This is a genomic window from Salinicola sp. LHM (assembly GCF_034479735.1).
Classification (GTDB): Bacteria; Pseudomonadota; Gammaproteobacteria; order Pseudomonadales; family Halomonadaceae; genus Salinicola; species Salinicola salarius.
In genome coordinates this window covers 984,762-997,448 of record NZ_CP140261.1, presented here as the reverse complement: position 1 = coordinate 997,448, position 12,687 = coordinate 984,762, and the positions used below count along the sequence as shown (strand labels likewise).

The window sequence follows — 12,687 nt, the reverse complement described above, 5'->3', positions numbered from 1 at the left end:
GGGCCCTCGGATCAGGCGGGAGCGTTCAGCGGAGAAGGACGATTCTCCTCCCACGCTTTACCCACGGCACGGAAAGAGGCGCGAATCTGCCCAAGGGCATGAGCCACGTGCCACTTGGCGCGGATCGACAGCGGTGAGCGCCGCTTAAGCAGCGCCATAGCGGAATCCATATCGCCCTCGCGCGCAATTTCACTCACGGCCATGAAGTGGCTGCGAATCATTTCGTCAAGCTTGGCTTTGGCCTCTTCAGACGAACGCGCCTGAGCGGCGAGATTGAGATCGATGCAGTGCGCGACGAACAGCCCCTGTTCAGTCTGCACCATACAACGCAGATGAATTTCCCGAGCGGTACGCTGAGTCATGTTTTTCCTGCCCTGGCAGCGGATGGCGCGGTCGATGTCGCCGAGCCTTAATTTCTTCTCATACCGAAGCTAAGTGTGATAGGCGCTTCGTGTTTGCAAAAGATACCGGAAGTTTCTTTCGTTAGCTAATTGCGAAAGTCTATTGAGTCAGTGTTCAAAGCCATCATAGCAAAACATCACGCAACCCCTTCATCGGCAGCTTTTCGAAAAACTTCACCCTCTTGACACCGAACCCGCCCACCGTGGCGGGTTTTTTTGGATCCACCAAAAATTACCAACCAAAGGTTGTTGACTTAATAACAACCATTGGTTCATATTTGATCCATCGAATCACAACCGATGGATCAGATGAAATGAACCAGGTCATGCAGGACCACCAGACAATCGAGGCATTCGGCTACCGCTGCCGAGTCGGCCGCCAGGCCGAGGGCTTCCCCACCGTCAAGCAGGCGCATGTCATCGCCGGCATCGCCGCTGGCATGACTCAGAAAGAGATCGCCAAGCTGCGTGGTGTTTCCCCCGCCACCGTCAAAAGCACCGCCGAAACCCTCTACTTCTGGCTGCGCGCACAGCGCGCCACCGACGCCGTTGCCAAGGCGATGCGCCGCGGCTGGATCGCCCCGCTACTGCTGGCGCTCACCGTCAGCGCGATCTCCCCAGACGTCCACCTGCAGCGCCCCCGCCCCCGTTCCGGTGGTACGCGCTACAGCATCAGCCTGACGAAACTCTCGCGCCGCCAGGAGGCGTTCGAACTCGGAGGGCTCTCCGCATGATCGACGCCACCACCTTCTGCTACCCGGCGCGCCAGGTATCGGCCGCCTACGACGAGCACATCTGCACCGACGGCACGCCGGACGCCGACACCGAATACCTGGCGCGTGAGCGCGAGAACGGCACGCCGAGCAGCGGTTACCGCCCTGCTTTCTACGTGCCCAGCAAGAACCACCTGGTGGTGATTATCGACCGCTGCTACGGCCGCGAAGGAAACGCCAAGGCGTGGATGGCCGACCAGATCCGGATCATCGCCATCGCCCGCAAGCGCCAGAAGGAGAGCACGACATGCGCCAAATGATCACCAGCCCGCTCGCCGGCGTCGTCAGCCTGTCGGTCACCGCTGTCGTCCTCGTCATCGCCTCGGTGAGTCTGACCGGCCCCAGCGATTACGAGGTTCAGCTGATGCAGCAGGACCGCTACTGCGAAAGCGTCGCGACCTGGAACGCCGAAGCCGCCCGCGGCGTCGCCCCGGAACGCCGCTACGGCCACCCGGACTACGACGGCATCGCCGACACCGCCTGCGCCCCGGTGCTCTCCCAGGTCAACGGCAGCGCGATCGCCAGCAACTGACAGCGAGGTGAAGGGAATGGACGACACCGAATCTATCGACGCGACTCGCTACGCCCTGGCCAAGCAATCCACGGCGATCGGCGATATCCAGACCAGCTACGGCCTTCTGATGCTGACCGAAACCGAGGCCGTAGAGGTTCGCGCCTTCGTTTCTCAACTACTCGCTCAACGCTTGGAACGCCTGGAAAGCGCCAGCAACTGAACGACGCGCCGCCAGCGGATGGCGGCCTGTATCCGAGAGCGCCTACCGGGCGCTGCCTGATGCAGTAGCTCTTTAACAACTCGGACCCCACGCAGTGCCAGCGGTGCGTAATCCGCTGGCCATCGGAGTGGGCTTTGGCTGGCTTAGGCCTAGCGAGGAAATGGGTCGCGCTTGTCGCATAACGCGAAGGCGCACGCCAGGTTCGATTCCTGGGTTCTTGTGACTGCAGGGTCAAAGTCCACTCCGATGCGGTGAATGCCCAGGCTGATGGGCGACGAAGTACGACTGCAGTGGCATGCAGTGGCCGTTCGCGGGGCGGTAAAGCCGAGACGCCCGGGGAATATGAATGTCCCGCAAGCCGGAGATCAGCACCGGCCACCGCATCACCCAGCAGCACCAAATGAATAAAGATAGGAGCAAGCAAATGAGCACACGTAGCTCAATTACAGCACTCACGTCGGATGGCACCTACAAGTCGATTTATTGCCATTTTGACGGCTACCCATCTAACAATGGGCGGCTGCTGATGGACAACTACGTCGAACAAGAATTGATCGACGAAATGGTCGAGTTGGGCGATATGTCTAGCTTGGGAGGGCATCCTGACGATTCGATTTATTACGGCAGGGATCGCGGAGAAGGTGATGAAACCAAGCCGCGTTGCGGAAAAACACCTAAAGAAGCTCTCGGGAAAAACGGTCAAGAATATAACTACCTTTGGGACGGGGATTCATGGTCCTGTAACGGGCAACCCATTGCCGAAGCAGTGGCGGAAGACGAGTAATTCAGCGTCCCGGTACGCCGGGGCGCATCCCAGAAACCATTCGCAGAGTGGTTTGCGGGATTCAAAGTTCAGCAGCTGGGCTGACAACCTACTGTCGTAAACACTGCTTACCCCAATGAGTCAGCTAACGAGGGGCGGGAGTCATGCCCGTAATGAAGTCCGCGTGATGCCAGGACGAGACCATGACTGCGCGGTGCCTTGGTTGAGACTGAGGCATACGAGCCATCACCGCCGCGCCAGCAGGGCGACATCTGCTGGCCATCGGAGAGAGTCCTGGCCCGGTTTGCGCCGTGTCGTTTCCCGCCCTGGCGCGGCCCGGTTCGAACCGGGGTATTTGCCCAGGGCTCTCTCCGATGCTGCGGCATCAGGTGGTTCCCTGCGTATTCGCCCGGCCCAGCGCCGGGCGCCTTTTTGCTCACTCAGCCGTCAAGGAATCCTTGACAACTCACGGAGGCACCCATGCACCGCTCACCCCACGTGATCGAGCGAGACATCGAGGCGCAGCGCCGCATGATCGCCGATGCACAGCAACGACTCACCGCGCTCCAGCATGAGCTCAACACCGCCCGGGCGCTCGAACTGGCCCAGCGTCGCCAGCAGGGCCGCATCGCCGACGTGCTGGATCGGATGGCATCCGGCGAGCACATCGTCACCACGCCCCGCGCCTGGTGGATCCGAGACGGACAACTAATCGAACAGGCCAGCGGCGACGACCTTGAAGCGCTGCTCGCGCTGACGCGGCACGGTGCGATCGAGACAACCTACCGCTAATCACTGTCCGCCAGCACAACAGCGAGCATCCGACACGGGTCGGGCGCTGGCCTTTGTGCTGCCCGCTATCCGGAGACAGCCATGCCGATCTACCTGCCCACTCGACGCCATTGCCGGTGCCGCGTCTGCGGAGCTCGGCAGACAAAACCCAGGCACCCAGACGAATACTTGCGCGGTCCGCTATGCATCCGATGCGGCCGCCGGAACACGCTTCGTATCGACAAGTGGGCCGACGCGAAGCCGTGGCGAAAAGATACCTGCCGCTGCGACGGCTACCACTTCCCGCATCGGCGCGGCTCGCTCTGGTGCTACCACAACCCAGCTTACCCGGTAGACGAAGACCGGAGGCTGTTTGCCTGACCAGGAGACGAAACCATGCACTTGAAGAATTCCGCCATTTATCGCGCGACCCTTCCTGCCGCCGCCGAGCTTGCAGCAAGCCTCGAGGAACGCCTGCCCTATCGCCCACTGAACGAGACGGAATACACCAGGCTGTCATTCGTCCCGAACGCCAGGACCGGCGAGTTGGTCACGCCATTTCCGAACGGCTATTCGATTACGCTGCGTGTCGACGAGAAGGTCATTCCTGCGAAGGTCCGGCAGGCGCGGGTCGACGAGGAACTGGAGGCCTTCGAGAAGCACAGCGGGCGATACCCGGATCCCGAGGAGAAGGCTGGTATTCGCGAGCGAGTATTCCAGGAGCTTTGCAAGGGCGCCCTCGTCGATCACCACACAGTCAACGCGTATTACCACCCCGAGAGCGAATTGCTCTTTGTGGACGCTGCCTCGAACAAGGATGCCGATCGCGTCATGCGCGCCTTGGTGCTGGCGTGCGACACGGTCAAGACGCAGACGATCCACATCAACAGCCTGACCAAAGGGCTGACGGCTAAGTTGCAGGATCACATCGAGAACGGCAGCTACGAGTATCGCCCCTTCGGCGAACTCGGCATCGACGACACGGTGAGGATGGCGCACGCGACCGGCGGCGAAGGTACGGAGCGTGTCACCTACCAGTCCGTCGACGTCGGCAGCAACCGCGAGATTCTCTACCAACTGCACCGCGGCTTTGAGGTCGAGCATCTCGGCCTGGTCTACCGCTCGGTGTACTTCCGCCTGACCAAGGACTTCAAGCTCAAGTCAATCAGTTGGGACATCCTCATCGAACTCGACGATGACGCCCCTGAGGACGACCCGGCTCACGCTTGGCGGGTCAACGCGATGGTGGGCGTCTCCCTCCTGGTCGAGATCGTCAACGAACTCTGCGCCTTGGTCGACTTCGAGTTGCCTGCCCTGCCCGAAGACGAAGCCGAGGACAGCGAGAAGGATGGTGGCGAGGACGATCCGGGCGCACCGACGGAGCCAGCGCAATGAACATCACCGTCTACACCGGGGCGTCCTGCCCCGGCTGTGCCGCCACCGAGCGCGCACTCACGAAAGCCGGAATTTCATACGTCACGAAGACGCCCACTGAATCAGACATCGAGTGGTTCCGAGCTCTCGGCCACCGGTCCTATCCGGTCGTGATCGTGAAGACCGGCGAAACGGTACTGGATCAGTGGCACGGGTTCCGTCCGGACAAGATCAACGCGCTGGGGAGATCGTCGTGAGCACCGCCATCATCATCACCCACCCGATCACCAAGGAGCCGACGTCACTGCCGGCGTTATCCAGGGAATACGGCATCGCACCCGACACGCTCCGCTATCGCTATTACGACATGGGCAAGCGCGGCCCGGATCTGATCGCCCCGCCCACTGGCGAACACCACAGGCGGACGCGAGCTATCAACCGCGCCGATCGCGCCCGGCGGTTTCAGCGGGAACTCAACGAGTGGCTGGCCTCTCCGGCGGGACGGCTATCCACCCACCTGTTCAGGGATTTTCGACGAGGTGCTGCATGAACACCATCTGGAACATCATCGCGTGGATCGTCAGCCGCCAGCGCATAGCCGACTGGCTCATCGCCCGCAGCCAGCGAACGCCCTACTTCGACATCGTCAAAGAGGGGCAGACCTATATGCACCGCTGGTGGCTGTTCAATCCCTACGGTTACGAGAGCCGCCAACCACGGCATCGGTGGTGCCCGATCTCGATTCGAGTGCATCACATCGTGAAGCCGGACGAGGACTGCCACCTGCACGACCACCCATGGAATGCCCGAACGATTATCCTGCGCGGCGGCTATCTCGAGGAGATCCCGCCAGCGAAGGGGCCACATCCCAACGGCGGCTTCCGGCCCGGTCAGCGCGTCGGTCGATTCCGCAAAAAGGGCGACACCAACCCGATCGGATTCGGGGAGTTTCACCGCATCATCCATGTTGCCGAAGGCGGCGCCTATACCCTGTTCATCTCCGGCCGTAACCGCGGCGATTGGGGGTTTCAGGTGGATGGCGAGAAGGTGCCGTGGCGGGAGTATCGGGAGCTGGACAAGTGAACGAATGAGACTCCGCCAGCCACACACAATGACATGAGGTTTCTATGCCACGCGCCTACTACAACGAGATCGACCCCTTCGCCGCGCAGTGGCTGCGAAACCTCATCGAGGCCGGCCACATCGCGCCCGGCTACGTAGACGAGAGAGATATTCGAGATGTCTATCCCAGCGACCTCGAGGGTTACACGCAGTGCCACTTCTTTGCAGGCGTCGGAGTCTGGTCACTCGCCCTTCGCCGTGCCGGCTGGCCAGACGACCGACCTGTTTGGACCGGTTCCTGTCCCTGCCAACCTTTCAGCGCGGCAGGCCACCGATCTGGGATGCTTGACGAGCGGCACCTATGGCCAGCGTTCCACCACCTCATCGAGCAGCGACGCCCTCCAGTCGTCTTTGGCGAGCAGGTTGCGAGCAAGGACGGACTCGGTTGGCTCGACCTTGTGCAAGCTGACCTGGAAGGAACGGGTTACGCCGTCGGGGCGGCGGATCTGTGCGCTGCGGGCGTCGGTGCGCCGCACTGGCGACAGCGACTCTGGTTTGTCGCGGAAAGGCTGGCCGACGCCGGGAGCATCAGTGATCGATCACAAGCCGACCCCGCCAATCATAGGCAATCGGAAACCCACAGACGCTCAGATCGGGTTAGCGGACGTGGCGTACCACTTAGCAGGCTGGCCGACGCCGACAGTCGGGAACAGCAAGGGTTCTCAGTCGTTCGACGGTTTGAGTGCGACAGGCAAGACGCCGGACGGGCGCAAGGTCGCGGTAGCGCTGCCTCATGTAGCACGGCTAGCAGGGTGGCAAACACCGACGACGATCGACAGCCGTCGGGGCGATTACCAATACGACCAGGGCGACAGGACGAAGCCTCGGCCATCGAATCAGGGAATGGCGAGGCTGGCAGGCCCGGCCCGACTAACGGCTTCTGGCGAGATGCTGACTGGATCTTCTGCCGGGATGGAAAGTGGCGGCCAGTTGAACCCGGCACATTCCCGCTGGCTCATGGGGCTCCCGCCCGAGTGGGACGACTGCGCGCCTACGGAAACGCGATCAACGCGGAAGCGGCGGTGACGTTCATCGAAGCCTATCTCGACGCGTTTGAAATGATGACAAGGAGAAAAGCGAATGGCCCGATTCGCCGAAAACACCACGGTCTCGAGCGAGCGTAGCCGCGCCGACGCGGCCCCCCAATTCGCATGAAGCTCGGCAAACACGACCTGCCCTCACCCCAAAAGCGCAGGAAGCGAAACCCCAACAGCCTGCGAGCCATCGCTAAACGCCATGGAATGGCACTGGGCACGCTAAAGAATCGCGTCCACCTACTGAGGAAGGACGGGCATACCAGGGACGAGGCAATACGGATCGCAATCGAAACCCCTATCGGGCCGCGCGGACGGCCGAGAAAAGGAGAGTGAATCATGATGGTCCACGTCGCCGAAGACGAGCTGAAACGACTCAGGGAAACGCAAGCGCTGGCCCAGGCATTCGCCAACGCCAAGGGCCGCCACAACTCGCAGATCGCGATGTGCCGCCTACTCGAGCATTTCGGAAAGCCCGCGGTCTGGCCAGCCACCGAGGGCACCGATGGCTAAGTCCAAGCCCCTCCACTGGCAAGAGCCGGAGACGATCAACTGCCCGCAGTGCAACGGATCCGGCGAGTGGCGCGGCATGTTCGGCTCGGGTCCGTGCGCCATGTGCGACGGCACCGGCCTGGTCGGCGAGGACGGCGAGCCACTACCTCGCGAGGATCTGCTCGCGATGATGCGCCGCCAGCGCGATCGGATCGCCAGCAAGCTCGAGGAGGCCCGAGAGCATTACCGCCAGCTACTGCATACCCCAGGGGTCCGAGAAGCGCTCGCCGCCGAGTATGAACGAAAGCAAGAGCGGCAGCGTGACGAAGACATGGCGCAGCGAAAGCGCCTGAGAGGAGGTTGAGATGGCCAGGAATCGATGGGTTCTCAAGAACCGAGTGGTTGAGCTCTTCGGCTACAGCGAGGACGCCGTGGAGCACAAGCGCAAGGACGGCATCTGGGCGGAGGGTCGCATCTGGCGCAAGGCGCCGGACGGTAGGATTTTTTTCAATGTCGAGGAGATTGATCGGTGGGTAGAAAGCCGTCCCCTAAGCGCTTGAGTCCCGCCATTGCCGAGCTTCTCGCGAATACATCCGGTGTCGAGCTGCATGGCCCCAGTCTGCGCATCTGGTTCATGTGGCGGAACAAGCGTTGGCGGGAAACGCTCGGGCTCGAGCCGACCAAGTCGAACATCAAACACGCCATCGGCCTCCGGGCGTCGATCAAACACTCGATCAAGATCGGCACCTTCAACTATGCCGACTGGTTTCCGGAGTCCGATAACGCCAAGGGTATGGCGAAGTCGAACCGGAACCTGCGAGTCGATGAGGCGGCCGAGCGCTACATGAAGCTCAAGAGTATCGATATCACCGATGAGACCGCCAGCCGGTACCAGACCGCCATCGACATGGTCGTAGAAGTGCTTGGCGCCAGCGTGCTGACGACGACGTTGATGCCCGAGGATATCCAGCTGATGCGCGGGGAGTTCGCCGCGACCCGACAGGTATCGACCGCCAATCACTACCTGGCCGTGGCCGCCGGCTGGCTGGCCTGGTGCCACCAGAACGAGTACACCGCCAGCGACCTATCGCCGGCCTGCGAGCGCATCAAGGCCGAGGACGTCGATCCGGATCCGTTCACTCACGATGAATTCGCCGCGCTCATCGGCGACGGCTGCCTGCACCTGCAGGATCGTGCAGCCGTGACGCTGGCCATCTATACCGGCCTGCGCCCGGGCGAGCTCTGCGGGTTAGCGAGAGAGGATGTCGACATCGCCCAGGGATGCCTCACCGTTCGCCGATCGGTCCAGAAGCATCGTATGTTCAAGGTTCCCAAGACGAAGACCAGTCGCGACCGTGTCATCTGGCTGCTGCCGCCAGCGCTGGAGGCCTGCAAAGCGCTGATGGAGATGACCGCGGGCATTGCACCGCTGGAGATCGTCGTCGCGCTCAACCGCCACCAGAACCGGCAGGAGACCGTGGCCCCTCTGCTGTCCCCGACGATCCAGGCACGGCAGGAGAACATCCACCCGTTCTTCAACCCCCACAGCTGGAACAAGAAGATTCACGCGATCATGCGCCGTGCCGGGGTGCGCCGCCGCCGGCCGTACCAGACTCGCCACACCTTCGCGTGCTGGTCGCTCACTGCCCATGGTAACCTCGCATTCATCGCGAAGCAGATGGGGCACAAGGACTACTCGATGCTGGTGAAGGTCTACGCGAAATGGATCGACACCGAGAGCCAGTCCGAGGCGGAACGCATCTGGATCGAGATGCAGAAACGCGGCGCTTTTGCCCCATTGATGCCCCACAGAAAAACGGAGTAACCCTGAAAGCCATGCAGGACGCGGCCTCCAGCAAGAATACTCAGCATACGCCGATGATGGCGCAGTACCTCAAGATCAAGCGCGAGCATCCTGACGTACTGCTCTTCTACCGGATGGGCGATTTCTACGAGCTGTTCTTCGATGATGCCAAGCGGGCATCGCGGCTGCTCGACATCACGCTGACGGCGCGCGGCCAGTCGGCGGGCAAGCCCATCCCCATGGCCGGCATTCCTTACCACAGTGCCGAGTCCTACCTGGCCCGGCTGGTGAAGTCCGGCGAATCGGTGGCGATCTGCGAGCAGATCGGCGATCCCGCTACCTCCAAGGGGCCGGTCGAGCGTCGCGTCGTGCGTATCGTCACGCCGGGCACGCTGCACGACGAGGCGCTGCTGGATGCCGGGCGCGACAACCTGCTGGTGGCTCTGCACCAGACGGGCAACTGCTGGGGGCTTGCCTGGCTCGAACTCTCCAGCGGCCGCTTCAGCGTGCTCGAGGTCGAAGGCGAAGCCGACATGCTGGCCGAGATCCATCGCCTGCAGCCCGCCGAACTGCTCGCCGCCGAGAGCCTGGACCTGCCGCCCTCGCTGGCCGCCCGAACCGGCCTGCGCCGCCAGCACGACTGGCACTTCGATCTGGAGACCGCCCACCGGCTGCTGTGCGACCAGTTCGAGGTCGCCGATCTGCGGGGATTCGGTTGCACGCATCTCGAGACCGCACTGATCGCGGCCGGCGTGCTGATCGACTACGCACGGGATACCCAGCGGTCGCGCCTGCCCCATGTCACCGCGCTGGGCGTCGAGAGCCGCGACGAATCCGTAGTGATCGATGCCGCCAGCCGGCGCAATCTCGAGATCGACATCAACCTCGGCGGCACCGGCGACAACACCCTGGCCAGCGTACTCGACACCACCGTCACGCCGATGGGCTCGCGGCTGCTCAAGCGCTGGCTCAACCGCCCGCTGCGGGATCGCGCCCAGATCGGCGGGCGCCAGGCCGCCGTGCAACTGCTGCTGGACAATGACCAGTACCTGCTGATTCGCGAGCCACTCAACGAGGTCGGCGACGTCGAGCGCATCCTGGCCCGCGTGGCGCTGCGCAGCGCCCGGCCGAGAGATCTGGCCCGCCTGCGCGATGCGCTCAACGTGCTGCCGGCGCTCCAGGGCGACCTGCAGCGCATCGAAGGCGAAAGCGCACTGGACGATCTCGCCCGTCATATTCATCCCTATCCCGAGCTCGCCGAGACGCTCACCCAGGCGCTGATCGACAACCCGCCGGTGGTGATCCGGGACGGCGGCGTCATCCGCGAGGGTTTCGATGCTGAACTCGACGAGTATCGCGGCCTGGCCGAGCACGCCGGCGATTATCTGGTCCAGCTCGAAGTCCGTGAGCGCGAACGTGCCGGCCTGCCGGGTCTCAAGGTCGGCTACAACCGGGTCCACGGCTACTACATCGAGATCCCCCGCGCTCAGGCGCGCGAGGTGCCGGCGGACTACATTCGTCGCCAGACGCTGAAGAATGCCGAGCGTTTCATCATCCCCGAGCTCAAGGAGTTCGAGGACAAGGCGCTCTCCGCCAAGTCCCGCGCGCTGGCACGGGAAAAGCTGCTCTACGAGAGCCTGATCGACACCCTCAATGCCGATCTCGACGCGCTGCAGGCCACCGGCCGGTCGCTGGCGGCGCTGGACGTTCTCTGCGCCTTCGCCGAGCGTGCACAGACCCTCGAATTCGTGCGCCCGCAACTAATGGAAACCCCCGGCTTCAACATCGTCGGCGGCCGCCATCCGGTGGTCGAGCAGGTCAGCCAGCATCCGTTCGTGCCCAACGACCTGCGTCTCGACGAGGATCGCCGCATGCTGGTGATCACCGGCCCCAACATGGGCGGCAAGTCGACCTACATGCGTCAGGCGGCGCTGATCGCCCTGCTCGCCCATACCGGCAGCTTCGTGCCGGCGGACAGCGCCGAGATCGGCCCGGTGGACCGAATCTTCACCCGTATCGGTTCCAGCGACGATCTGGCCGGCGGGCGCTCTACCTTCATGGTGGAGATGACCGAGACCGCCAGCATTCTCCACAACGCCACCTCGGAAAGTCTGGTGCTGATGGACGAGATCGGCCGTGGCACCAGCACTTTCGATGGCCTCTCGCTGGCGTGGGCCAGCGCCGAACACCTGGCGGCCCAGCGCGCCTTCACGCTGTTCGCGACCCACTACTTCGAGATGACCGCGCTGGCCGAACAACAGGAGACGGTCGCCAACGTCCATCTGACGGCCGCCGAGCACAAGGATGGCATCGTCTTCATGCACCGGGTCGAGGACGGCCCCGCCAGCCAGAGCTACGGCCTGCAGGTCGCCCAGCTCGCCGGCGTGCCCCAGACCGTGATCGCCCGCGCCCGCGACAAGCTGGCCAGTCTCGAGCAGCCCGCGGCCATGCCGGTCGCCACCGACGCCCGCACGCAGCCCGCCGGGCCGCAGCAGGCGGATCTGTTTGCCGCGACGCCGCACCCGGTACTGGAAGCGCTGGAGTCGCTGGACGTCGACTCGCTGACGCCGCGGGCCGCGCTGGACCTGCTTTATGCCTGGCGCGAGCAGTGCTGAATGGCCTGGCGGCTATAACGCCATTCCTCGATGTTCCACGCCGCGGCTTGCCGGAGCTGGCGCCGCCCGCCTAAAATATGGCGCCATTCGAACAGCACGCGGCGGCACCGTGGAAACGGTGATTTCAAGAACGTCTTCATATCCGCCAATGCCGCGACAAAGAGCTGTGACCAAGAGCCATGACCAAAAGCCATGAAAAGGGTTGTGACAAAAGAAGCCACATGACCGGGCCGTCAATCAGGAGAGATCACCCATGACGTTCGTCGTCACCGAGAACTGCATCAAGTGCAAATACACCGACTGCGTCGAAGTCTGCCCGGTGGATTGTTTCTACGAAGGACCCAACTTCCTCGTCATTCACCCCGACGAGTGCATCGATTGCGCACTGTGCGAGCCGGAGTGCCCCGCCGAAGCGATCTTCTCGGAAGACGAGCTGCCTGACGGCCAGCAGCAGTTCATCGAGCTCAATGCTGAACTCGCCGAGGTATGGCCGAACATCGCCGAGCAGAAGGACCCGCCGAAAGATGCCAAGGAGTGGGATGGCAAGCCGAACAAGATCGAGCTGCTCGAACGCTGATTTGCTATTGCGCTTGGCCATACTGTGTTGAAATCAATCTCAAAGGGCTCATTTACAACTCGTAAACTCCGCTTTTTAGATTGATTTCGCCTTGTCTGGCCTGCGCTCATTACGCAAATCGGACGCTCGCTGCCTAAGAACACAAGAAGGCCGCTCGATGAGCGGCCTTCTTGCGTTTACAAACCAAAGTCTTCGCTACGAGTTTCAGCAAGCTACTTTTAGATCGC

The 12,687-nt window shown here is 62.6% G+C and carries 18 protein-coding genes; 17 read left to right on the top strand and 1 reads right to left on the bottom strand.

The window, feature by feature from the left end; all coding sequences use genetic code 11:
- Window positions 1–11: 11 nt before the first annotated feature.
- Window positions 12–362 carry a hypothetical protein gene (locus R5R73_RS04745; RefSeq protein ID WP_322528950.1) on the bottom strand — a complete coding sequence of 117 codons (351 nt, stop codon included), beginning with the start codon at window positions 360–362 and terminating at the stop codon, window positions 12–14.
- Window positions 363–715: 353 nt separating this feature from the next.
- Here R5R73_RS04745 and R5R73_RS04740 point away from each other — a divergent pair, with 353 nt between their 5' ends.
- From R5R73_RS04740 to fdxA, 17 genes are all read left to right on the top strand, one after another.
- Window positions 716–1,135: a helix-turn-helix transcriptional regulator gene (locus tag R5R73_RS04740; RefSeq protein ID WP_322528949.1), complete on the top strand. Its 420-nt coding sequence runs from the start codon at window positions 716–718 to the stop codon at window positions 1,133–1,135.
- Window positions 1,132–1,434 carry a hypothetical protein gene (locus R5R73_RS04735; RefSeq protein ID WP_322528948.1) on the top strand — a complete coding sequence of 101 codons (303 nt, stop codon included), beginning with the start codon at window positions 1,132–1,134 and terminating at the stop codon, window positions 1,432–1,434. Before R5R73_RS04740 ends, R5R73_RS04735 begins: the two co-directional genes overlap by 4 nt.
- The gene (locus tag R5R73_RS04730) at window positions 1,422–1,706 is read left to right on the top strand and encodes a hypothetical protein (RefSeq protein WP_322528947.1); all 285 of its coding nucleotides are present in this window, start codon (window positions 1,422–1,424) and stop codon (window positions 1,704–1,706) included. The genes R5R73_RS04735 and R5R73_RS04730 overlap by 13 nt, the downstream gene beginning before the upstream one ends.
- 16 nt (window positions 1,707–1,722) lie before the next feature.
- Complete coding sequence (locus R5R73_RS04725; RefSeq protein WP_322528946.1) at window positions 1,723–1,908, top strand: hypothetical protein; 186 nt, start codon at window positions 1,723–1,725, stop codon at window positions 1,906–1,908.
- A 346-nt stretch (window positions 1,909–2,254) separates the two neighbouring features.
- Window positions 2,255–2,692, top strand: coding sequence for a hypothetical protein (locus tag R5R73_RS04720; RefSeq protein WP_322528945.1), 438 nt, complete (start codon window positions 2,255–2,257; stop codon window positions 2,690–2,692).
- A 459-nt stretch (window positions 2,693–3,151) separates the two neighbouring features.
- Entirely contained in the window at window positions 3,152–3,463 is a 312-nt protein-coding gene (locus R5R73_RS04715) for a hypothetical protein (RefSeq protein ID WP_322528944.1), read from the top strand.
- A gap of 375 nt (window positions 3,464–3,838) precedes the next feature.
- On the top strand, window positions 3,839–4,837 hold the full coding sequence (rdgC, locus tag R5R73_RS04710; RefSeq protein WP_322528943.1) for a recombination-associated protein RdgC: 999 nt from the start codon (window positions 3,839–3,841) through the stop codon (window positions 4,835–4,837).
- Window positions 4,834–5,073: a glutaredoxin domain-containing protein gene (locus tag R5R73_RS04705; protein WP_322528942.1), complete on the top strand. Its 240-nt coding sequence runs from the start codon at window positions 4,834–4,836 to the stop codon at window positions 5,071–5,073. Before rdgC ends, R5R73_RS04705 begins: the two co-directional genes overlap by 4 nt.
- Complete coding sequence (locus R5R73_RS04700) at window positions 5,070–5,366, top strand: hypothetical protein (RefSeq protein ID WP_322528941.1); 297 nt, start codon at window positions 5,070–5,072, stop codon at window positions 5,364–5,366. The genes R5R73_RS04705 and R5R73_RS04700 overlap by 4 nt, the downstream gene beginning before the upstream one ends.
- Window positions 5,363–5,899 (top strand): hypothetical protein, encoded by a 537-nt coding sequence (locus R5R73_RS04695; RefSeq protein WP_322528940.1) that lies wholly within the window; start codon window positions 5,363–5,365, stop codon window positions 5,897–5,899. Before R5R73_RS04700 ends, R5R73_RS04695 begins: the two co-directional genes overlap by 4 nt.
- A 44-nt stretch (window positions 5,900–5,943) precedes the next feature.
- A complete protein-coding gene (locus tag R5R73_RS19270; RefSeq protein WP_416221217.1) occupies window positions 5,944–7,062 on the top strand; it encodes a DNA cytosine methyltransferase in 1,119 nt (372 codons plus the stop codon).
- Between the two features lie 249 nt (window positions 7,063–7,311).
- The gene (locus R5R73_RS04690) at window positions 7,312–7,485 is read left to right on the top strand and encodes a hypothetical protein (protein ID WP_322528939.1); all 174 of its coding nucleotides are present in this window, start codon (window positions 7,312–7,314) and stop codon (window positions 7,483–7,485) included.
- Window positions 7,478–7,828: a hypothetical protein gene (locus tag R5R73_RS04685; protein WP_322528938.1), complete on the top strand. Its 351-nt coding sequence runs from the start codon at window positions 7,478–7,480 to the stop codon at window positions 7,826–7,828. Before R5R73_RS04690 ends, R5R73_RS04685 begins: the two co-directional genes overlap by 8 nt.
- A gap of 1 nt (window position 7,829) precedes the next feature.
- Complete coding sequence (gene xisR, locus R5R73_RS04680; protein ID WP_035475634.1) at window positions 7,830–8,024, top strand: excisionase family protein; 195 nt, start codon at window positions 7,830–7,832, stop codon at window positions 8,022–8,024.
- Entirely contained in the window at window positions 7,994–9,289 is a 1,296-nt protein-coding gene (locus R5R73_RS04675) for a site-specific integrase (RefSeq protein WP_322528937.1), read from the top strand. The genes xisR and R5R73_RS04675 overlap by 31 nt, the downstream gene beginning before the upstream one ends.
- Before the next feature lie 11 nt (window positions 9,290–9,300).
- Window positions 9,301–11,883, top strand: coding sequence for a DNA mismatch repair protein MutS (mutS, locus tag R5R73_RS04670; protein ID WP_322528936.1), 2,583 nt, complete (start codon window positions 9,301–9,303; stop codon window positions 11,881–11,883).
- A gap of 253 nt (window positions 11,884–12,136) precedes the next feature.
- Window positions 12,137–12,460, top strand: a complete 324-nt coding sequence (fdxA, locus tag R5R73_RS04665; protein ID WP_322528935.1) for a ferredoxin FdxA — start codon at window positions 12,137–12,139, stop codon at window positions 12,458–12,460.
- Window positions 12,461–12,687: the final 227 nt, after the last annotated feature.